The sequence below is a fragment of the Chitinophaga sp. NPDC101104 genome, from assembly GCF_050277495.1.
Taxonomy (GTDB): domain Bacteria; phylum Bacteroidota; class Bacteroidia; order Chitinophagales; family Chitinophagaceae; genus Chitinophaga.
The window spans coordinates 4,524,982-4,544,504 of record NZ_JBNNSF010000001.1 but is presented as its reverse complement, the minus strand read 5'-3'; the positions used below and the strand labels follow the sequence as shown (position 1 = coordinate 4,544,504).

19 protein-coding genes and 1 tRNA gene are annotated in these 19,523 nt (G+C 54.4%); 7 read left to right on the top strand and 13 right to left on the bottom strand.

Annotated elements, in window-relative coordinates; translation table 11 throughout:
• Window positions 1–16 precede the first annotated feature (16 nt).
• The 7 genes from ACQKLP_RS18340 to ACQKLP_RS18310 all read right to left on the bottom strand — a co-directional run bounded on the left by ACQKLP_RS18340 (window position 17) and on the right by ACQKLP_RS18310 (window position 7,875).
• On the bottom strand, window positions 17–1,528 hold the full coding sequence (locus tag ACQKLP_RS18340; RefSeq protein ID WP_427324321.1) for an NAD(P)H-hydrate dehydratase: 1,512 nt from the start codon (window positions 1,526–1,528) through the stop codon (window positions 17–19).
• Between the two features lie 74 nt (window positions 1,529–1,602).
• Window positions 1,603–2,139, bottom strand: coding sequence for a hypothetical protein (locus ACQKLP_RS18335; RefSeq protein ID WP_427324320.1), 537 nt, complete (start codon window positions 2,137–2,139; stop codon window positions 1,603–1,605).
• 37 nt (window positions 2,140–2,176) lie between these two features.
• Entirely contained in the window at window positions 2,177–2,647 is a 471-nt protein-coding gene (locus tag ACQKLP_RS18330; protein ID WP_427324319.1) for a hypothetical protein, read from the bottom strand.
• A gap of 86 nt (window positions 2,648–2,733) precedes the next feature.
• Window positions 2,734–3,921, bottom strand: a complete 1,188-nt coding sequence (gene nhaA / locus ACQKLP_RS18325; protein WP_427324318.1) for a Na+/H+ antiporter NhaA — start codon at window positions 3,919–3,921, stop codon at window positions 2,734–2,736.
• A 21-nt stretch (window positions 3,922–3,942) separates the two neighbouring features.
• Window positions 3,943–5,589: an OstA-like protein gene (locus ACQKLP_RS18320; RefSeq protein WP_427324317.1), complete on the bottom strand. Its 1,647-nt coding sequence runs from the start codon at window positions 5,587–5,589 to the stop codon at window positions 3,943–3,945.
• Window positions 5,586–6,581 (bottom strand): MlaD family protein, encoded by a 996-nt coding sequence (locus ACQKLP_RS18315; protein ID WP_427324316.1) that lies wholly within the window; start codon window positions 6,579–6,581, stop codon window positions 5,586–5,588. The genes ACQKLP_RS18320 and ACQKLP_RS18315 overlap by 4 nt, the downstream gene beginning before the upstream one ends.
• A 106-nt stretch (window positions 6,582–6,687) precedes the next feature.
• A complete protein-coding gene (locus ACQKLP_RS18310) occupies window positions 6,688–7,875 on the bottom strand; it encodes an N-acetylmuramoyl-L-alanine amidase family protein (protein ID WP_427324314.1) in 1,188 nt (395 codons plus the stop codon).
• 323 nt (window positions 7,876–8,198) lie between these two features.
• Between ACQKLP_RS18310 and ACQKLP_RS18305 the strand changes: the two genes are divergently transcribed.
• Complete coding sequence (locus ACQKLP_RS18305) at window positions 8,199–10,892, top strand: putative LPS assembly protein LptD (protein ID WP_427324313.1); 2,694 nt, start codon at window positions 8,199–8,201, stop codon at window positions 10,890–10,892.
• Between the two features lie 80 nt (window positions 10,893–10,972).
• Here the strand turns inward: ACQKLP_RS18305 and ACQKLP_RS18300 are convergent, their stop codons facing one another.
• Both ACQKLP_RS18300 and ACQKLP_RS18295 read right to left on the bottom strand, forming a co-directional pair.
• Window positions 10,973–11,557 (bottom strand): hypothetical protein, encoded by a 585-nt coding sequence (locus ACQKLP_RS18300; RefSeq protein ID WP_427324311.1) that lies wholly within the window; start codon window positions 11,555–11,557, stop codon window positions 10,973–10,975.
• A gap of 148 nt (window positions 11,558–11,705) precedes the next feature.
• On the bottom strand, window positions 11,706–11,939 hold the full coding sequence (locus ACQKLP_RS18295; RefSeq protein WP_427324310.1) for a hypothetical protein: 234 nt from the start codon (window positions 11,937–11,939) through the stop codon (window positions 11,706–11,708).
• Between the two features lie 106 nt (window positions 11,940–12,045).
• Here ACQKLP_RS18295 and ACQKLP_RS18290 point away from each other — a divergent pair, with 106 nt between their 5' ends.
• Window positions 12,046–12,324, top strand: a complete 279-nt coding sequence (locus tag ACQKLP_RS18290) for a helix-turn-helix domain-containing protein (RefSeq protein ID WP_427324309.1) — start codon at window positions 12,046–12,048, stop codon at window positions 12,322–12,324.
• Here the strand turns inward: ACQKLP_RS18290 and ACQKLP_RS18285 are convergent, their stop codons facing one another.
• On the bottom strand, window positions 12,325–13,065 hold the full coding sequence (locus ACQKLP_RS18285) for a glycosyltransferase family 2 protein (protein ID WP_427324307.1): 741 nt from the start codon (window positions 13,063–13,065) through the stop codon (window positions 12,325–12,327).
• Between the two features lie 153 nt (window positions 13,066–13,218).
• On the opposite strand from ACQKLP_RS18285, the gene ACQKLP_RS18280 reads away from it, so the two are divergent.
• The 3 genes from ACQKLP_RS18280 to ACQKLP_RS18270 all read left to right on the top strand — a co-directional run bounded on the left by ACQKLP_RS18280 (window position 13,219) and on the right by ACQKLP_RS18270 (window position 16,392).
• Window positions 13,219–14,178: a hypothetical protein gene (locus ACQKLP_RS18280; protein WP_427324306.1), complete on the top strand. Its 960-nt coding sequence runs from the start codon at window positions 13,219–13,221 to the stop codon at window positions 14,176–14,178.
• A gap of 17 nt (window positions 14,179–14,195) precedes the next feature.
• Entirely contained in the window at window positions 14,196–15,215 is a 1,020-nt protein-coding gene (locus tag ACQKLP_RS18275) for a hypothetical protein (protein WP_427324305.1), read from the top strand.
• Between the two features lie 121 nt (window positions 15,216–15,336).
• Entirely contained in the window at window positions 15,337–16,392 is a 1,056-nt protein-coding gene (locus ACQKLP_RS18270; RefSeq protein WP_427324304.1) for a DUF5694 domain-containing protein, read from the top strand.
• A 176-nt stretch (window positions 16,393–16,568) separates the two neighbouring features.
• Here the strand turns inward: ACQKLP_RS18270 and ACQKLP_RS18265 are convergent.
• Window positions 16,569–16,642, bottom strand: a tRNA-Arg gene (locus tag ACQKLP_RS18265).
• A 91-nt stretch (window positions 16,643–16,733) separates the two neighbouring features.
• On the opposite strand from ACQKLP_RS18265, the gene ung reads away from it, so the two are divergent.
• Complete coding sequence (gene ung / locus ACQKLP_RS18260; protein ID WP_427324303.1) at window positions 16,734–17,405, top strand: uracil-DNA glycosylase; 672 nt, start codon at window positions 16,734–16,736, stop codon at window positions 17,403–17,405.
• Between the two features lie 26 nt (window positions 17,406–17,431).
• Window positions 17,432–18,175 carry a lysophospholipid acyltransferase family protein gene (locus ACQKLP_RS18255; protein WP_427324302.1) on the top strand — a complete coding sequence of 248 codons (744 nt, stop codon included), beginning with the start codon at window positions 17,432–17,434 and terminating at the stop codon, window positions 18,173–18,175.
• Here the strand turns inward: ACQKLP_RS18255 and ACQKLP_RS18250 are convergent.
• Together ACQKLP_RS18250 and ACQKLP_RS18245 are read right to left on the bottom strand one after the other, a co-directional pair.
• Window positions 18,166–18,546: a VOC family protein gene (locus tag ACQKLP_RS18250; RefSeq protein WP_427324301.1), complete on the bottom strand. Its 381-nt coding sequence runs from the start codon at window positions 18,544–18,546 to the stop codon at window positions 18,166–18,168. The two genes, ACQKLP_RS18255 and ACQKLP_RS18250, sit on opposite strands and share 10 nt — an antisense overlap.
• Window positions 18,547–18,610: 64 nt before the next feature.
• The gene (locus ACQKLP_RS18245; protein ID WP_427324300.1) at window positions 18,611–19,405 is read right to left on the bottom strand and encodes an AraC family transcriptional regulator; all 795 of its coding nucleotides are present in this window, start codon (window positions 19,403–19,405) and stop codon (window positions 18,611–18,613) included.
• Window positions 19,406–19,523 lie beyond the last annotated feature (118 nt).

Genomic DNA, 19,523 nt, shown 5'->3' with positions numbered 1-19,523 from the left:
AAGTGTAATATGGACGCTACTGCTGTATTTCGGCATATGCGTTGGCGAGGTGGCCGATGATATCGGAAGCGATCATGGCTTCGGGGGATACGGCGGCGGCCAGATCGCCGGCCTTGCCGTGGAGCCATGCACCGAGAATGAGCGCCGCTTTGGGGGCGTACCCCTGCGCCAGGAGACCCGTTAATATCCCGGTGAGCACATCGCCGCTGCCGGCCGTCGCCATACCGGGGTTGCCGGTGGGATTGAAGAATACCGACCCGTCCGGGCAGGCCATGGCCGTGAACCGCCCCTTCAGCAGGATGTATTGTTCCAGCTCCGCCGCCTTTGCCCGCAGCAATTCCAGCCGCTCGAAATGGTTGCCCGTAGCCCCGAAAAGCCGCTCGAACTCTTTGGGGTGCGGCGTCAGGAGGCAGTGTTTGGGCAACAGTTGCAGGAGCGACGGCCATTTCGACAAGATGTTGAGCGCGTCGGCGTCCAGCACCATCGGCCCTTGCCAAAGGCCCAGCAAGCGTTCCAGGGCTTTGGCGGTAGCGGGTTCCGTACCGGTGCCCGGCCCGATCCCGATCACGTCGTATTCCGGGGCGCGCCGCAAGCGGAAAGGCTCGTCGAAATGCGCGGAAAACGTGGCTTGTTCTTCGGTTTCGCACATCGCTTCGGGGAATGCCGTCTGCATGATCCCGTACCCGCAATCCGGCACATGTACCGTCAGCAAGCCCGCGCCGGCGCGCATGACCGCTTTCGCAGAAAGCACCGCCGCGCCCATCTTCCCGTAACTTCCCGCCACCAGCAGCGCATGCCCGTATGTGCCTTTGTGCGCGAAGGGGTCGCGGGGCCGGTAGATCGTCCGGACCATCTCCATATCCGTAAGATGGTATTCCGTCTGCACCGCCGCCGTATACGCAGGATGCAGGCCGATGGGGACCAACACGGTTTCTCCCGCGAACGCTCCGTTCTCCGGCAGCAGCAACGCCAGTTTCCAGTATTCGAACGTGAGCGTATAACGCGCATGGATACACGGATTGCCTATCGTGCTTTTGTCCGCCATCAGCCCGGAAGGCATGTCGATGGCAACAATGTCGTGCCGCCCGCGCTGGCCGTTGATCTGGTGGACGATCGCGGCAGTCCATCCTTCCAGGGGGCGGTTCAGCCCTGTCCCGAAAAGCGCGTCTACGATCACGCCGGGCGCTTCCATCCGCGGGAATTCCCCCGGCTCGTGGATCGTTTGCAGGAATGGGACGCGGGCCTGATTGGCGAGGTTATCGGGCGAAGGGTCTCCCTGCGCCACGAGCCACGCCTGCACGTTAAAGCCCTCGTCAGCCAGCAACCGGGCAATCACCAGCCCGTCTCCGCCATTGTTCCCCGGTCCGCAGAAAATGTAGAAGGGGCGGGCAGTGCCGCGATAGGTATCCATCAGCCACTGTGCGCATGCGGCTGCCGCGCGCTCCATGAGCCGGAGGCTGTCTACAGGCTCATGCGCGATCGTGTAAGCGTCTGCTTCACGGATTTGCCGGGCGGACAAGATTTTCATATCCCCCAATATAACAAAAAAAGCGGCTGCTCCCTTGCCGGGAACAGCCGCAAACAGATTTGAGAATATGCGCTTTAAAAAGCGTAACGGGCAGACACGCCGCCGATTTGCTCGCCGATGAAGTCGTTGTAACCGTTAAAGTTGAAATACGGTTTCAGGTCGGCGCTGAGGTTCAGCGGGATCTTTTTGAACGTGTACTCCACGCCGAAGATACCGTCGAGACCAGCCACGGCTTTGGTTTTCTTGTCGTACCTGCGGCCATTGTCCCAATCCCAGTCGCGCCAGAGGCCCAGGTGGGCGCCGCCGCCGGCATACATGTTCCATTCGGATTTACCGAACACGTTCCAGTGGTACTCGTAGAGACCGGTGAAGGTAACGTTGGTGGGCTCGTCGTTGCCGTTGAAATAATGGGTAACGAGGCCTTCGATGGCATGCGGCCCTTTAATGAAGTGTTTCACGGTGAAGCCTACGAGCCAGGGATTGAGGCGCACGCCCAGCGCGGTGTTGTAATCGGCCGGATTGCCGCCTCCGCCGCTTCTGCGTTGTGCATTAGCCTCGAAGGTCGTCATCATCAGTGAAAGTACTCCGAAGAGCAACAGAATCCTTTTCATATGTGCATTTTAGATTAAACGGTGGTATTTGGATGATTTACTTTTTGCTGCCGAAAATGTAACGGGCCGACACGCCGAAATCCGCCAGGTCAGACGAATTGCCGAAATGAACGGCGGGCTTCCAGTCGAGGCTGAGGTTGAGGGGAATATCGCTGAAATTGTAATTCAGCCCTGCTACACCATCTACTCCGCCCAGGAAGCGGTAGGAGCCGTCTACGTCTCTCGTGCCGAGATGCGCACCGCCGCCCGCATACCACCCGAATCCGGGAATGGTGAGGGCAGACAGGTCGAAATGATATTGATACAATGCCGTTACGGTGAAAGTGCGGTTATACAATCCTACGATCCCTTCCGCGGCCGACCGGTCTGTGAAGAAATACCGCCCGGTAACGCCCAGCGGAAGCCCCAGCCGAACGCCGGCTTCCTTTTGACCTTTCAACGACTGCTGTGCGCTGGCGCTGCCGGCCAGGCATAGCAACATAATGGCATAGATGAATCGTTTGTTCATGCGATGAATCATTTGCAATAACAATGCCAAAGGGGGACAGATGCGGGAAACAGGTGACACAGGTAGCCAATAAACGGCTGCCGTCGCTATTTATTTTGTGTTTTGCTCAAAGCGCGTAAAAAAATGAACCCGGCGATGGATGCGAGCAGCGATGCGAAGATCACCGACATGATAGACACCACCTGGATGTCGATTTCCTTGAACGCCAGCGAAGCGATGAAAATACTCATCGTGAAACCGATCCCGGCGATCATGCCCACGCCCCAGAGCTGCTTCCAGTTGGTTTGATCGGGCAGGCTGGCGATGCGGAGCTTCACGGCCAGGAAGCTCATCCCGAAAATGCCGAGCGGCTTGCCCAATACGAGTCCCGCCATGATGCCGTAACTCACCGGATGCGAAAATGCGGCCAGCAGATCGGCCGGGAAAACGATCGCCGTGTTGGCCAGCGCAAACAGCGGCATGATGAGGAAATTCACCGGGTCGTGGAGCGCATGTTCCAGCTTCGGGATTTTACTTAACGGGATGCAGAACGCCAGTACCACGCCCGCAATGGTAGCGTGGATGCCGGAGTTGAAAATACAATACCACAGCACGATGCCGGGAATAAAGTAGAATATCGCCGGCTTCACTTTCAGCAGGTTGAAAATCACCAGCAATGCGATGATGCCGGCGCCGCCGAGCAAATAATTGGTATGCAGTTCCGCCGTATAAAAAACAGCGATGGTCAGGATGGCACCGAGATCGTCGATGATGGCCAGGGCGGTGAGGAAGATCTTCAGCGGCAGCGGCACGCGGCTCCCCAGCAGGGAAAGCACCCCGAGCGAAAACGCGATGTCCGTAGCCATGGGGATGCCCCAGCCATGATGATAGTCGGTATTACTGTTGAAGAGGGCGTAAATGAGCGCGGGCACTACCATCCCGCCGACGGCGGCCAGCACCGGCAGCATCGATTTGCGGATGGATGCCAGTTCGCCCGTTGTCAGTTCCCTTTTGATTTCCATCCCCACCAGGAAGAAGAACAGCACCATGAACCCGTCGTTGATCCAGAGCAGCCAGGAATTGGGGAGGTGCAGCCCGTTCCATTCCATATGATGCCCGCCTTGCGGCTGGAACAGGTGGGTGAAGAAATCGATGTATGCAGGGCCCCATCCGGAGTTCGCTACGATCATGGACACTACTGTGCAAAGGATGAGCACGATACCGACGGCGCGACTGTCGTGCAGAAATTGCCAGATAGGAGATAGTAAGCGTTCTTTGATGGAGAAAAGCTGCATGATAATTTTTTAGGTGAAGCATTACTGCCCGAGCAGTTCGTACTTGGTTTTGGGCCTGCGGCCGATCTCCCAGCGGAATCCTTTGAGTTTTTTCTCTTCCGCGGGGATTTTGGAGAGGGGGTACATCGTCCCTTCCGGCTGTTTCACGAATACGATCCTTTCCAGTTCGCCTTTCTCGAAATATACACGGGTGTTGGCGGTCTGGAGTTTATTCACGGATATGAACGCACTGTCGTCGTCCTGCACGTAATATACGTTTTCCGAGTTGCCGTTCACGTACATGGAATCCAGTTTTTCTTCCCCGAAATAACCCAGGATGGTATTCCCTTTGATCTGGTTGAACATATCGGGCCCCACTTCGTTGATGATCATGGCGTTCTGATCGAGCAGGAGGCGATCTGCCTTCCGGTTTTTGGTGAACAGGAAGATGGTATCGCCGATGAGCTGGTTGCCGTTGGCCCACAACACGGGATCGCGGTAGAGGCGGAAAATGGAGTCCGCGCTGGAATAATACAGGCTATCGGCCACGCCCTGCAGCGAATCGGAGAAGATGCGGACGTGATGGTAGGCGATGATGAAACGCTTTTCCGTGGTGTCCTGCTTCGCCGCGAGGCTGTCTTTCCCATTTACTTTTTTATCCTGCAGTACGATGCTGCTGTCTATCAAACGCGGCAGCACGCCGGAAAACAGGGTGTCGCCGGCTACGAACAAGGTGTCCGTTTTGCCTTCGATGAGCGTGACGGGCTTTTGTGTGGCCAGTACCGATTTCTGTTGCTGGTTGATGATGCCGTAATTGGCCAGCACGGCTATTTTCTGGGCGGTGTCGCGCCAGATCATGTTGCCTGTGGCGATGGAAATACCGGTTTGTTTGTCGGTCTGTATCTCGTTGGCGGTGAAGGTGTTGGTGCTGTCTTCGATCACGGGGCGCTGGCCGAACTGGCCGTACCCGCGGTCGGTATTATAATAACCGTCGGTCACGTACATGGTCATTTTGCCGTCGTTGATGGTGGTCGGCGCCATGATCGTCGCGATCTTCGTTTCGGTATTGTACATGAGGGTATCCGTTCCCAGCGTGAATTCCGGGTCGATCACCACTACTTCTTTCTTGAAATACACGTCTTTCGTACTCCCGTAATAGATACCCTCGCGGCTGGTGAGCTCGGTGGTTTCGTTCACGAGTTTGCCGCCCTTGTCGTACGTCCCGATTTTGGTGGCAAGGTCGTAGTTAAGGGTGGGAGAAGTGAGCACGATCTTGCTGTCGGTCAGTTTCGCGTTGCCGGTGAGGATGGCTTTGCGGTCGTTCCCGAAATAGGTGAGCGCGTCGGAGTAGGTGTGGACGCTGTCTGCCTGGTTGATGTGCACATTACCCCAGGCGAAAACGATGTTCTTGTTCTTATCGAGCATGGCGCTGTCGCAATACAGCCGGCTGGTGCCCTGCTGGAACTCCACTTTCCCCACGAACCGTTGTTCGGCGGCGGAGTCTGTCTGGATGATGATCATCCGTTCCGCGTTATGGAGGCGGATGACCTTGGTGGTATCTTCCTGGTAAAGGTTGCGGGACCGTGCGGGCAGCGTGCTGCTTCCGGCAGACAAGGCGCCTGCAGCGCCTATTCCGCCGATCAGAACGAGGCCGTATATGGAATATTTGAACATTGTTGCGGTAATCATTGTACGGTTGCGGTGTCGGAGGGAATGGTCACTACCTTGTTCTTTCTTCCGAAAACGCTCAGGTGCACGTATCTCCAGGGGTTGTACCGCAGGTCTTCGAGCAGTTTGTTGAGGCTGCCGAGGGAATGCTGCAGGTTGTTATAGACTTTCCGGTCGTTCATGAGCAGCCCCAGCGAACCGTCGGTGCTGCTGATTTTGCCTGCCACTTCGTTCAGCCTGCCGATGGTGCTCTGGAGGTTGTGAAGGGTGGAATCGATCTGGCCGTTGGCGAAGGCGCCGGAGGCTTTATCGAAGTTGGTGAGTATGTTGGAAATCTTGTCGTTATTGTTTTTCAGGTTGGCGGACACGGCGTTGAAGTTATCGAACGTGCCGGAGATTTTGCCGCCGTCTGCCAGCATGCCGTTGATGTTACGGGTGGCGTTGTTGAGGTTGGCGAGGGTGCCGTTGAGGCCGGCTACGGCCTGGCGAATGTTCTGTTTGGTGGCGGTGTCGAACACGGAGTTGACGGTGAGCAGCAGGGTGTCTACGGCGCCGAGTGTACTTTCCAGTTTCTTGACGAGGGGGCTGAGCTGTTCTTTGAGGGCGTCGGTGATGGAGCCGTCTACAGCTGCGTAAATGGTGTCTTTGTTTTTGAGGAATTCGTCGGTGTTGCCGAAATCGATCTCTACTTTCCGGGTGCCGAGCAGGTCTGCGCTGATGCGGGCCACGGAATTCCTGGGGATTTCGATGTTTTTATTGATCTGCAGGGTGACCAGGATGCGGCCGGCGCGTTTGTCCATCACTTCGAGGCTTTGGACGGTGCCGATCCCCAGGCCGTTGACCATAACGGCATTGGAGGGTTGCAGGCCATTCACCTGCGTATATACGGCGTAGATGGTTTTTTTAGTGGAAAAGAGGCTTCTGCCTTTCAGGATGTTGAACCCCAGCACAAGCAGCACGATGGCGAGCACGGTCAGAATACCTACTTTCGTTTCATTATTAACTTTCAGCATCGGGTAGAATTAGTTCGTTTGCAAAAATAGTTAAAACAATGGTGCGTCAGTCGTAGGTAACAGAATTAATGCAAAAGGCGGGCCAGCCGGGTAGGGGAAACAGGGGTCAGTCGATCCGTTCGCCGTTCCTGTATGTGAGCACGAAGGCGTCTTTGAACCCGTTTTTGCGGGCTTTGTAGAGGGCGGCATTGGCTTCTGCTTCGGTGCGGAAGTTGCCCCAGATGTATTTATTGATGGATTTCCCTTTCTGGCGGAGCGTTTCGCGGTCTACGCCGCCTTTCAGGTTTTTAAAGAGGCTGGACCGGGAGGTATATACTTTTTCGGTGGTCAGCAGCTGCACCCGGAAATCGGTGCCCGCAGCGGCGGAGGCCCCAGCAGATGCTGCGGGGGACTCCTGGGCCGGGTTCACCTTTGCAGGCGGGAGCGGTTCGGGACGCTGTTGGGCGGGCGCGGGCGTTTCGGCCGGCCGGGCGGAGCCGCCGGCTTTATGCGTCCTTTCCAGTTCTTCCTTGTATTTCTTGACCGCCCTGGCGATGCAGTGGGCCATTTCGTTCTGGCCGTCGGCGGAATTCAGGTAGTTCTCTTCTTCGGGGTTGCTGATAAAGCCCAGTTCCACCAGCACGCTGGGCATGGCGGTGGCATGCAGTACCAGGATCCCTTTTTCGTTCCGTTGGCGCGCCCCGCGGGAAATCCGCCCGGCGTTGGTGAACTCGTCTTCCACGAGGTTCGACAGCCGGAGGCTCTGATCGAAAAACGCGTTGCGGAGGGTATTGAGCATGATAATGGTCTCCGGGTCATTGGTATCCATCAATTGCTGCGTTTCCTCCGAATTGGCGTCGAACACGATCACGGAGTTGTTGCGGAGCGATTCTGACTTCGCATTGTTCTTGCTCGTGGCCCAGATATACGTTTCCGTTCCCTTGGCAGGATTGGGGTACGATTGATAAATGGGCACCTGGCGGGTACGCTTGCGCTTCTTTTTGTCGCGGTAAGTCTGGGTCTTGTATCCCGTTACCCGCTTGATGTCCGGCGCGGCATTGCAATGGATGGAAATAAAAAGGTCGCCCTTGGCTTCGTTGGCGATGGCGGCCTTGCGGTTCACATCGTCGAACCGGTCCACCTTCCGCGTATACACGATCTTTACGTCCGGGAACATTTCTTCGAGAACTTTGCCCAGTTTGAGGGAAACGGCGAGGGTCACGTCCTTTTCACTGGAGTATTCCCCGCGGGCGCCATGGTCGGAACCGCCGTGGCCGGCGTCCACCACGATGGTGCGGATCGGTTTTTCCTGCACAGGGCTTCGGGAATCCGGTGCAGTTTTTGCTTGAATGAATAAGGTATAGAGCATTCCTATGCCTAATCCTGAAAATAAAACTCTTTTCCAGCGCATGTCAATACTGTATTTTAATGGGTTGTGTCCGATTCGTTCGTCACGGGCCCGTTCCCTGCCGCTGCACTTACCTACATTTTCTATTTACGATCTATTTAATAAATTGTGCAAAATCATGTAGGTTTGTGCCCGCTTAACACATGGACCCTTTCTGCAAAAATAATTTAAAAAACTTTTTAAGGCGGCGGTTCCTGCCGCTGACGGTACTTTTATTCGCGGGCTGGTCCTTGCTGAAAGACGAAATAGGCTTCGCTGCTGCGTTTCAGCCGATCCACTTTAACAAAATTTTCACAGACACCGTTCCCCGGCCTCACGCGGTGACTTTCCCGAACAGGGATTCCCTTTCCCGCGATACCTCGCGCCCGCGCCCCATGCCCGCGCGCGATTCCGTACCCCCGGCCGTGGCCGACTCCGCCAACCTGGACTCGTCCCGGGTAGCGAAAGACACCACGGGCATCAAGCTTTCCAAAGACAGCCTCACCGCGCCCGTCAATTATAAAGCGGAAGACTCCATCGTCATGTACGTGAAGAAAAAGGAGTTCCGCCTATATAATAAGGCCGATGTGAAATATGAGAACACCCAACTGACGGGGAATACGATGGACTTCAACCAGGCCACCGGCATCCTCACCTCCAGGATGGGGATCGATACGGCCGGCAAGCCGAAAGATAAAGCCGTGCTGAACGACGGGGCCACCAGTTCCGAAATGGACTCCGTGCAGTACAACTTCAATACCGGCAAAGCCATGATCTACCAAACCCGCGCGCAATACGGCGAAGGGTTCGTGGCCAGCCAGAAAGTGAAGAAGCAGCCCGACAATACCATTTTCGGTTTCCGCAACGGTTACACCACCTGTAACCTGGATACGCCGCACTTCGCGTTCCGCGCCAAAAAGATCAAGGTAATTCCCAATAAACTGATCGTGTCCGGCCCGGCGAACCTCGAGATCGAAGGTATCCCGACGCCGTTGTTCATCCCCTTCGCGATTTTCCCCATCAGCTCCGGCCAGCGTACCGGCCTGCTGCCGCCGCAATACGTGGTGAACCTGCAAAAAGGGCTTGGCCTGGAAAACGGCGGGTACTACTTCGGGCTGGGGGAGTACCTCGACCTTACCGTCCGCGCCAATATTTATTCCTACGGCAGTTGGGGAACGATCTTCAGTCCTACCTACCGCAAGCGGTATAAATATAACGGCGGGTTCAACTTCGCCTATTCGCTTACCCGCATCGGCGACCCCGAGATCAAGGATAACTTTACCCGTTCGAAAGACTTCAGCGTGACCTGGAGCCACAGCCAGGACGGCAAGGCGCGGCCGGGAACGAACTTCGGCGCCAGCGTGGATTTCAGAACGGCCAGCTTCAACAAGAATAACGTGTACGACGCCCGGCGGCGCCTCAATAATAACATCGGCTCTTCCATCAACTATTCAAAAAGCTGGGTGGGAAAGCCTTACAACATGACGCTCGCGGCCCGGCACTCCCAGAATAACGAGACACGGCAATACGACATCAGCCTGCCCGACGGTTCGTTCAACGTCAATACCATTTACCCGTTCCAGCGGCAGGAAATGGTCGGCAACCCGAAATGGTACGAAAAGATCGGCGTCAGCTATAACGCATTGCTGCGCAACAGCGTGCGTTTCGCGGATTCCACTTTCGGCAAACCCGCGATGTTCGATAACCTCCAGGCCGGCATGCAGCACCAGATCCCCATCACGCTGTCTATCCCCGTCACCCGGAACATCATCATGACGCCGAGCGTGAACTATACGGAGAAATGGTACGTCCGCCGCCAGACGCTGACCTACAATCCCAATAAAGTAAGTTTGCTCGATACTACCTACGAAGACGGGTTCTACCGCACCAGTGCCATGTCTACCGGCGCTTCGCTGAGCACGGCACTGTACGGTATGTATGGTTTCAAAAACAAGAATTCGCGCGTGCAGGCCATCCGCCACGTAATGCGCCCCAACTTCGGGTTCAATTATTCTCCGAGCCTGGCAAAAAACGAATGGGAATATATCCAGATGGACCCCGACGGTAGGAAAGACTGGTATTCCCACTACGCTGGCTCGGCTTTCGGCGGATCGTCGAGGGAAACTTTTGCCGGGCTTACGTTCGGGATAGATAACAACCTGGAAATGAAGGTACGGTCGGACAAGGACACTTCCGGTTTCCGGAAAGTGAAGCTGCTCGACGGTTTCGGGATCAGCTCGAGCTATAACCTCGTGGCAGACAGCTTCAAGTTGTCTGATTTCGCGCTGAACGCGCGCACAAACTTGTTTGATAAGCTGAATGTTTCGGCGAGCGCGACGGTGAGCCCTTACCAGGTGGACCATATCGGTCGCCGGATAGATAAATATGCGTGGAACGGCGATAAATTCAGCCTGGGCCGATTGACGAACGCCAACATCGCGTTCAGTACATCGTTCCAGAGCCAGGATGCCAAGTCGAAGGAAAAGGAAAAGAAGAAGGAGGAAATGGAGGAAGACGGGGTACTGCCAGAAGCGCAACTGGAAGAGCAGCGGCGGCAGCTGGAACTGATGCGCGCCAACCCGGGAGAATATGTCGACTTCGACATTCCCTGGCGCGTAGACCTGTCTTACAGCTTCAACTACAGCCGCATCCGTTCGGTAGACCGGTCCCGCGATTCCACGCAGTTCACGCAGTACCTGAACGTCAACGGCGATTTCAGCCTGACGCCCAAGTGGAAGATCCTGCTGAACAGTGGTTTCGACTTCGTGAACAAGCAGGTTGCCTATACTACGCTGACGATTTCGCGGGATTTGCACTGCTGGCAGATGAGCATCAACTTGGTGCCGTTCGGCAGTTACCGCCAGTTCAGCATCACCATCAACCCGAAAGCGGGCATTCTCCGCGATCTCCGCATCAACCGAACGCGGCAGTTCCTGGAATTGTAGCGGGGGAGCGGTGTTCCCGGATAAATAAAAAGGCTGGCCAAAGCGGTCAGCCTTTTTATTTGGGTAAAGGGGCCGGGGGATCAGAAGTTGAAGATGCCCGCGATGCCGATGAGGTCCATTTTGTTTTCGTTGACGCCTTTGAAGTAGGAGGCCTTGATTTCCAGGGTGTTGCCCATATCACCTATGGCGAACCGGACGCCGGCGTTACCGGTGTACCCGAATGTGGTGCCGCCTACGTTTTTTACGTTGCCGTTCTGGTCCAGCTGATCGGTGGAAGCGCCCCAATGGAAGCCGCCGCCGCCGCCGATGAAGCCACCGAGGCGGCTTTCGTTATCGGGGGTGGAACCTGCGCCGAAGTTGAGGTTCACGATCACGGGGGCGTTGATGAGGATGCCCAGCTTGAAATCGTCGGTAGCTCCTTCGCGGGAATTGTACTGGCCGCTGCCGGAGAAGGCCAGGCTGATGGGAATGCCGACGGAAACGGACATGCTTTCGGTTTCCACGAAATTGAGGCGCGGGGAGTAGGTGAAACCGACGGCGGTGCTCATGTCTACGTCCTTATACTTCTCGAAAAACGCCGAAACGCCGGCTCCGTGCATGAAAGATTGGGAAAAGGCACAGGTGGAAGACAGGCATACGCCAAACAGCAATAGCAGTTTTTTCATGTGGGTGTGTAGTGTAAGGGATTAAAGAAATTTAAATATGTATAAATATAAGGCCCTGATTTTACAATTGAAAGCGGGGTGGCTTATCAAGATAAAAAAACCGGGCAGGAATGCCCGGTTGGTATGATGTCCATAATGTATTAAAAATTCACCGGGGGTGAATATCTTTTGCGAGGATAATGACGCTGGATGAAACGGGGGAAGCCGGGAAATAGTGTTGGGAGGTGTAGGGTTCGCCATCCACCGAAACGGAGCGGATGGGAAGGTTGTGCAGGTAATGGGTTTCGTTGCCGGTAAGCCGGATGTGTACGAACGTGGGGCCCAGGTGCTGCAAACGTTCCAGGAAACGAAGGATCTTTTCGTGAAGGGGGTGTTCGGTCATGGGTTTGGATGAATTTGTCAATGGGAAGTTAAGGAAATTTTGCCTTGTTGGGCCATGGCCCAACAACTTTTGGAAAGAAAAAAGTCAATTTGGCTGCCGCTATCGCATGGCGAACGGCAACCATCATATAGAAAGGAAAGCCATTGGTCAGAACATCAGGAAGATCAGGCAATCTGCGGGGCTCAGTCTCCGGAGGCTGGCCGCCATGTGCCGGGTAGACCATGCCAGCATCTCCAAGATCGAGCGGGCCGACATCGATCCGCAGCTCTCCACCCTCCTGGAGCTGGCAGAAGCCCTGCGCGTGCATCCCCACTCATTTTTCTCCGTGGTCCCGGCAGAAAGTAACCATTCCCCCCATATCAACGGCAATTCCTATCCTTCCTGATTACCAGTCGAGATCGCCTTCCCGTTTTTTCTTCCATCGCTTCAGCTCCAGCCGCCAGTACACCAGCCAGCCGAGGTGCTGCCGCACCAGCGCCGGCTTGTCTGCCCGGAACTCCATGTCGCGCATCGTAGAGGAAAAGCCGTTCATGTTGTAGCTCGCGATGTAGAGGGGCACATAACGTTTTTTATACTGCCGGTTGCCCCAGAGCTGGATGTTGAGGGCGTAATCGGCGAAGATCTTGTACTTGAGGTTGTAGGAATGGGTGGCGAAGATTTTTGTGGGGTAAACGATCGCCTGGTGGTTCACCGGGTATTTGGCGATGCGGTAATTGCTGAATTTGCCGCCGAGCAGGATGTAATCGGGCTTCGTGTCCCCATAATACCATTCCTCGCTGTTCGCATAATATATGGTGTCGGGATCGCTGAGCTGGTCTGCCAGCGCGGAGAAGCCTTCCAGCAACCGGTCGTCCGACCCCAGGAACTGCACCCAGGTGCCTTTCGCCATGCGCGCGCCCTTGTTCAGCGCGTCGTAGATGCCTTTGTCTTTTTCGCTCACCCAGCGCAGGTGCGGCCATTCCAGCGAGCGCACGTACTCCACCGTTCCATCGGTACTCCCTCCGTCCACGATAACGATCTCCAGGTCTGTCCGCCCCAGCCGCTGTATAGATGCGAGGCATTCGGGCAGATGCACCATGGCGTTGAATGTGGCGATGACGATGGAAACCTTCGGGACGGCGTTCATACTTTCTGGTATTGCTTTAGGAGGGCAAATGTAGGATTTTGGTCCCGCATCCGCCGCTTCATTCCTATCAGAAATTTATTACATTTGAACGAAGATCAGGCAAGCAGGGCCATTTTGTAACATATCGGCGCTGCGATCCGTTTGCTTTGGGACATGACAGAATATAAGGTACAATCGCCCGTGTTGTTCATCGTTTTCAACCGGCCCGGCACTACGCAACAAGTTTTCGACCGCATCCGCGCGGTCAAACCCTCCAGACTGTATATCGCAGCCGACGGTCCGCGGGCCGGCCGGCCAGACGATGAAGCCGGTTGCGCGGAAGTGCGCCGCATCGTGCAGAACGTGGATTGGGACTGCGAAGTGAAAACCCTTTTCAGCGAAGTCAACAAAGGCTGTAAGATCGCCGTTTCCGATGGCATCACCTGGTTTTTCGACAACGAAGAAGAAGGGATCGTGCTGGAAGACGATTGCCTCCCTGCCACGAGCTTTTTCGCCTTTTGCGACCAGATGCTGGACCGTTACCGGCACCACGACCGGATTTTCCATATCGCGGGCACCAACAAGCAATTCGGGAAGCAATGGGGCGAGGGGAGCTATTATTTCTCCGGTTACCTCAATGTCTGGGGATGGGCCAGCTGGCGGAGGGTTTGGCGGCAATACGACCGTAATCTCGACCGTTATACCGATGCAGGGGCCGAAGCTGCGTTGAAAAAAGTGATGAAAGACCGATTCCTCGTCAGCGACTGGCTGTACATTTTCCGGAAACTCAAATCCGGCGAGATCAATACCTGGGATTACCAGTTCAACTTCCTCGCTTTTTTCGAAGGAGGGTTGAGCATTGCGCCGAATGTGAACCTGATCACCAATATCGGGTTCGGGACGGGGTCTACCCATACGCATGCAGATAAGCCCGATCCGTTCGCGTTCATGCCCATCGGGGAAATGCCCATGCCGATCGTTCACCCGGCGTCGATAGTGCCTCAAACCGAGGCGGATGCAGCGTTCCTGCGGAAGGAACATCATCTCGACGCGCGCTGGAAAAGTTATAATTCGCCCGGAAAACGGATCGTCCGCTGGTATAAGCGGACGTTCGAAGGGAAGAAGGACCTTTGAATACCTGATTACATCCTATGCACCGTACCCTCATTTTCCCCATTTTACTTTTACTCATAACGGGTTGCCAGCAGCAAGGCGCGCCCGGCGGCGAGACCGGTGCCACGCGCATCGATTCGGCTATGCGGACGGCTTTCGTGCCCGTGCCCAACCACCCCGGCGAGCCGGGAGACAATATCATTTATGCGGCGAGCTTTGCGTTGGCGTGGGACAGTCTTTGCGGCTTCATGGGCGGCGACCAGGAAAGCACATTGCCGCTGATCCGCCGGTTGAATGCATCGCGGAAGGAGGAGAAACCCCTGCTGCCGGGAGACTACCAGGCAACAGTGGAAGTAATCGGCGATGAAATAAAAGTAACGGCGGCGTTCCAGCGCAATTTGCCTTTTGCGGTGCCTTTCGATATCGTGGAAGGCGGGATGGTTTTCGGGAAGAAATCGAGGGTGAAAGCGTTTGGCATGCCGGTCTTCAACCATGCACAGGCAGGGCAGGTCGGGGTGCTGTATTATGAGAGCGACGATAAATTCGTCATCCGGCTCACGCCGGGCCCGGAGCGGGACGAGATGGTCCTGGCGAAAGGGTTTAGCGAGGGCGAAAAGCTTTCCAATATGCGCAGCCGTGTGGAGGCGGCGATCGTCAAAGGGCAGCAGGAAAAGGCGAAGGGGAAGCATCCCTGGAAATATTTCATCGGGGAGGAGGATGAGGTCAAAATCCCGGTGGTGCGCTTTCATTTGTCCACGGTTTTTCCGGAATTGATAGACCAGCTCGTGGCGGCCCGCGGCCAGATGCTTCAAATCAAGGTGGCGGAACAGCGCACCGCTTTCGAGCTGGATGAAAAAGGCGTGATCATCGAAAGTGAAGCGGTTATCGCGGACAGCGCCGCCACAGTCATCGATGACGTGTTGCCTGTGAAGCACCTGTATTTCGATGAGCCGTTCCTCGTGATGGTGAGCCGGAAGGGAGCGGAGAACCCTTATTTTATCATGAAAGTAGCGAATGCGGAGTTGATGCGGGAAGTGAAAGGGGAGACTGCCAAATAAATTTGAGGGCACCATTAACAGCTGAATTTATCTGTAAATTTAGTATGTTAACGGCTTCCGGAGCAGCCTGTCTGCAACGCCCGAACTATGGCCCGGCTTTAACCAAAAAGGTACAGAATATATGAAGTATATTTTTTTATTCCTTTCCTTCATTTCGATAAACGCCAGCGCGCAGATAGTTGACATTGTGCTGATCGGTGTTTCCCATGATTACAGCAAATACCCTGTACAGGATTTTACCAGCATTCATAACAAGATCAGGAAGTTTAAGCCCGATGCTTTTTTCGGGGAGTTTTTGAGCAAAGAGGATGAGCGGCTTGTAATGGATTACTGGTGCAAACCGCAAAATATCAACCGGCTGAATAATCTCAGGCGCAATCGTATGATAGCTGAAAGCTTATTGCCACATACGATCGACAGCCTGAAAAAAATATCGCTTTTAAAACCCGATGACTATCGTGTGAAAGTTGATCTGGCCCATGCTTATTACCTTGATCAGGATGTCGCAAACGGGCACTATCAATATTGGCAGGTCCTGAACAGCCTCCGGGAAAAACCGGATGCCGGGCTTGAAAAGTATGTAAACGCAGTACTGAGCCCTCAGTTGGACACGACAGGCCGAAGCATGAGAAGGCTGAAAACCTCCGAATATGCTGTAATAGCATTTCCCATGATGTTAGCGTCAGGGATCCGCGAATTGCTTTCAATGGATTGCCAGGATTATGATTTGAACTGGCAGGCGTCCTGGGTAGCATTCGACGCAAAGTTCAGTTTATTTAAGAACGACCCCGCCGACCTTGCAAATCAACTGGAGGCGAATCTGTCTGTTATAAAAAAGGGTTATGAAAAGTACGATCGTGTCGAGAAGTCTTCAAAAAATGTAACGGAATGGTTGAACACGGATGAGGCTGCTGCGACTGCCGCCTCGGGAGATTTTTACTTGCCGGAAATGTACGATATGAGGGGCTTCCCCAAAGAGGAAATGCTATCAAAAATACATTGGTGGTTGATGAGAAATAAGGGCATGTGTTTAAATGTTGTGAACCGGGCGAGAAAGACAGGAGCGAAAAAAGTCGTTGTGCTTGCGGGTGCCAATCACAGGAAATATATGCAGGACATTTTCCGGGATATGCCTGATGTACGCGTGAGGAACATCAATGAGGTGGATGAAGATTGAATTTATATAAGACGTGTATATAGAAAAAGCGTCATATTATTGGTTTGATGTTTGACGGGGATCGAATGTCGAACCATTCGCATCAATGACAGCTTTGAGGATGGTATACGCCTGGCAAGGACTTCTGCTAAATTAAAAAGGACAAACCTGTATGGATACTGGTTTGTCCTATTAAGTGAACCGGATTGGATTCGAACCAATGACCTGCTGCTTAGAAGGCAGCTGCTCTATCCAGCTGAGCTACCGGTCCGGATTCACAATAAATTTTTTTATTGGGAGTGCAAATTTATATAATTTTCCGTCAATAAATCAAATTTATCCTCTGAAACAAAGTTACAGCAATGGACGTAAAGATTGAAAGCAGTTGGAAAGAAGCGCTGAAAGAAGAGTTCCAGAAGTCGTATTTCGAGCAGATCGTGATGTTCCTCAAGCACGAAAAAGCCCTCGGGAAAACGATCTATCCGAGTGGAAACCAGATTTTTAACGCCTTCGAGAAAACCCCCTTCTCCCAGGTGAAAGTAGTCATCCTCGGGCAAGACCCTTACCACGGGCCCGGGCAGGCGCATGGTTTATGCTTCTCCGTTCAAAAAGGCGTGAAACCACCGCCCTCCCTCGTCAATATCTACAAGGAAATGAACAAGGACCTCGGCATGCCCATCCCCGACACCGGAGATCTCACGCCCTGGGCCGAAAGCGGCGTGCTCCTCCTCAACGCTTTCCTCACCGTGCGCGACGGCGAGCCCGCTTCGCACAGCAAAATCGGCTGGGAAAACTTTACGGATGCCGTCATCCGCAAAATCTCCAACGAAAAGGAAGGCGTCATCTTCATGCTCTGGGGCCGCTTTGCACAGGATAAACAGGTATTGATCGACGCCACCAGGCACCATGTCCTCAAAGCCGCCCATCCTTCGCCGTTCAGCGCCGACAAAGGATTCTTCGGCTGCCGGCATTTCTCGAAAGCGAACGAATTGCTCGTCAAACAAGGCCAGGAGCCCGTCAACTGGCAATTATAATATCCGAATACCTATTTTGCACACTGATGAATTGGCTTAAAAATATCGTTGGACGAATTTATGCCGTTTACGGTTTGCTGCTCTTCGCAGTAACCCTGCTCATCGTCCTTATCCCTATCTGGATCATCTCTTTCCTGCCCGATCCCCGCAAAACCCGCTATTTTCTGGGTATCGGCCGCGTCTGGATGAAGTTTTACATGCCTATGATCGGATGCCCCGTTTTCCGCAAAGGGCTCCAATTCTTCGAAAAAGGCCGTCAATATGTTGTGGTTTGCAACCATAATTCACTCATAGACGTGCCCGTGACCACGCCCGGCGTTCCCGGCGTCAATAAAACGCTCGCCAAATCGTCTATGGGCAAAATCCCGCTGTTCGGCATGATGTACCGCATCGGCGGCATTATGGTAGACCGCAGCAGCGAAGCCTCCCGCCGCGAAAGCATCGTGAAAATGAAAGAAGCGCTGGACATGGGCATGCACATGGTCCTCTTCCCGGAAGGGACCCGCAACCGCACCGGCCAGCCGCTCAAAGAATTCTACGACGGCGCTTTCAACCTCGCCATCGATACACAAACCCCCATCATCCCATCACTTCTCTTTCACACCCGGAAGATCCAGGTGCCCGGGAAGTTCCTCTACGCCTGGCCCCATCGCATCGACTACCATTTCCTGGAACCGGTAGAAACGACAGGCCTCACGCGCGACGATACCCCCGCACTGAAGGAAAAAGTGTTCCGCATCATGTGGGATTATTACACCGCTCACACCTGAGTGATCCACCAGGTATTGCCGAACGGGTCGCGGAAGCCCGCCGCCCGGCCGTAGTCTTTGTCTTCCGGCGCCTGCCGCGACTCGCTTCCCTGCGCAAGTGCCTTTTTATAAATACCGTCGGTATCGCCGACATACACGAAAACACTGCCCGTCTCCGCAGGCCATTCCGGCTTCGCCACACCGAACATGATGCCGCCATCGTCGCCCAACCGCAATTGCGCATGGATGATCTGCCCGTCGTCGCTCCGGTACACGCCGTTTTCCGTGGCGCCAATTACATCCTTCAGGAATCCGAGGAATTTTTCGCCGTCGTTGACGATGAAATAGGGGCTGACGGTGTTGCTGCCCGCGGGTTTGTTCACAGTAGTCATAACAAATGATTTTTATCAAAGTTAAAAGCACCGGTAGCGGGAAAATAGGAGAAAAGCGACATGGTTACTCCCTGTATTCGATGCCTTCCGGCCGCCCCATGAAATATTCGCGCGGCAGGTAACCGGAAAACTCCCTGAAATCATGGATGAAATGCGACTGGTCATAATAACCGCATTCGTAAGCGAGGCCCGCGAGATTGCCGTCGAACGCGCCGTAAGCGTTCAGCGCGCGGTGGAAGCGGATGATTCGCGTGAATAATTTCGGGGTGAAGCCCGCTGCCGACTTGAAGTTGCGCTCGAACTGGCGGGTAGACAGGCTGACGGACGATGCGAGCTCGCCGATATTGACCATCCCGTCTGCCGCGAGGATCGACCGCACGGCGATCTGCACGGCGGACGCTTCCTGTTTGCGTTGCCGGAGAAGGGAAATGAGGTATTCGGAAAGGATTTCTACCCGTTGATGATGATAGCGGGCGGTGATGATGCGTTCTTCCAGATCGATGCCGCTGCGGCCCATGATGCTTTGCAGATCGGGCATGCAGTTGGCGACGGCGGCCGAACTATGGCCAAACAGCGCGGGAACGGCCGTAGGGTAGAGGTATGCGCCGAAAATCCCGAAGCTCCCATGCGTGAGGAACCGCGAATGCCGGCTGGTCTGTGCGTGAAGATGCGAAAACCCCGCGCCCTCCGTGCCTGTTAGCGGCGCAAAACGGTTCCGGTAATGAAATATCAATTCCGCACACCCGTCGGCCATCGACCGGTACACATACGCCTCGCCCTGGGGTACCTCGTGCTCGAAGACCCAAAACATCCGGACGTACCCGGAAAGTTGCGGCGGTGGCGGAAAAGTGGCAAACATTTCTTTAAAGTTAATTAAACTTCTATAAAATCTTTATTAAAGTCCCTTCGTTCGATAAATACTGGTATAAAGTTCATCATCTTTTTGTGGAATAGTATTAGAATATGAATGTTGAATT

What these genes read in the sequence shown, in the direction of transcription:
- ACQKLP_RS18250 (WP_427324301.1), bottom strand. Translation starts at nt 18,546, where the DNA reads ATGACTACTGTGAACAAACCCGCGGGCAGCAACACCGTCAGCCCCTAT.
- ACQKLP_RS18255 (WP_427324302.1), top strand. Translation starts at nt 17,432, where the DNA reads ATGAATTGGCTTAAAAATATCGTTGGACGAATTTATGCCGTTTACGGT.
- ACQKLP_RS18290 (WP_427324309.1), top strand. Translation starts at nt 12,046, where the DNA reads ATGGCGAACGGCAACCATCATATAGAAAGGAAAGCCATTGGTCAGAAC.
- ACQKLP_RS18245 (WP_427324300.1), bottom strand. Translation starts at nt 19,405, where the DNA reads ATGTTTGCCACTTTTCCGCCACCGCCGCAACTTTCCGGGTACGTCCGG.
- ACQKLP_RS18280 (WP_427324306.1), top strand. Translation starts at nt 13,219, where the DNA reads ATGACAGAATATAAGGTACAATCGCCCGTGTTGTTCATCGTTTTCAAC.
- ACQKLP_RS18340 (WP_427324321.1), bottom strand. Translation starts at nt 1,528, where the DNA reads ATGAAAATCTTGTCCGCCCGGCAAATCCGTGAAGCAGACGCTTACACG.
- nhaA (WP_427324318.1), bottom strand. Translation starts at nt 3,921, where the DNA reads ATGCAGCTTTTCTCCATCAAAGAACGCTTACTATCTCCTATCTGGCAA.
- ACQKLP_RS18315 (WP_427324316.1), bottom strand. Translation starts at nt 6,581, where the DNA reads ATGCTGAAAGTTAATAATGAAACGAAAGTAGGTATTCTGACCGTGCTC.
- ACQKLP_RS18270 (WP_427324304.1), top strand. Translation starts at nt 15,337, where the DNA reads ATGAAGTATATTTTTTTATTCCTTTCCTTCATTTCGATAAACGCCAGC.
- ACQKLP_RS18285 (WP_427324307.1), bottom strand. Translation starts at nt 13,065, where the DNA reads ATGAACGCCGTCCCGAAGGTTTCCATCGTCATCGCCACATTCAACGCC.
- ACQKLP_RS18335 (WP_427324320.1), bottom strand. Translation starts at nt 2,139, where the DNA reads ATGAAAAGGATTCTGTTGCTCTTCGGAGTACTTTCACTGATGATGACG.
- ung (WP_427324303.1), top strand. Translation starts at nt 16,734, where the DNA reads ATGGACGTAAAGATTGAAAGCAGTTGGAAAGAAGCGCTGAAAGAAGAG.
- ACQKLP_RS18330 (WP_427324319.1), bottom strand. Translation starts at nt 2,647, where the DNA reads ATGAACAAACGATTCATCTATGCCATTATGTTGCTATGCCTGGCCGGC.
- ACQKLP_RS18300 (WP_427324311.1), bottom strand. Translation starts at nt 11,557, where the DNA reads ATGAAAAAACTGCTATTGCTGTTTGGCGTATGCCTGTCTTCCACCTGT.
- ACQKLP_RS18320 (WP_427324317.1), bottom strand. Translation starts at nt 5,589, where the DNA reads ATGATTACCGCAACAATGTTCAAATATTCCATATACGGCCTCGTTCTG.
- ACQKLP_RS18275 (WP_427324305.1), top strand. Translation starts at nt 14,196, where the DNA reads ATGCACCGTACCCTCATTTTCCCCATTTTACTTTTACTCATAACGGGT.
- ACQKLP_RS18295 (WP_427324310.1), bottom strand. Translation starts at nt 11,939, where the DNA reads ATGACCGAACACCCCCTTCACGAAAAGATCCTTCGTTTCCTGGAACGT.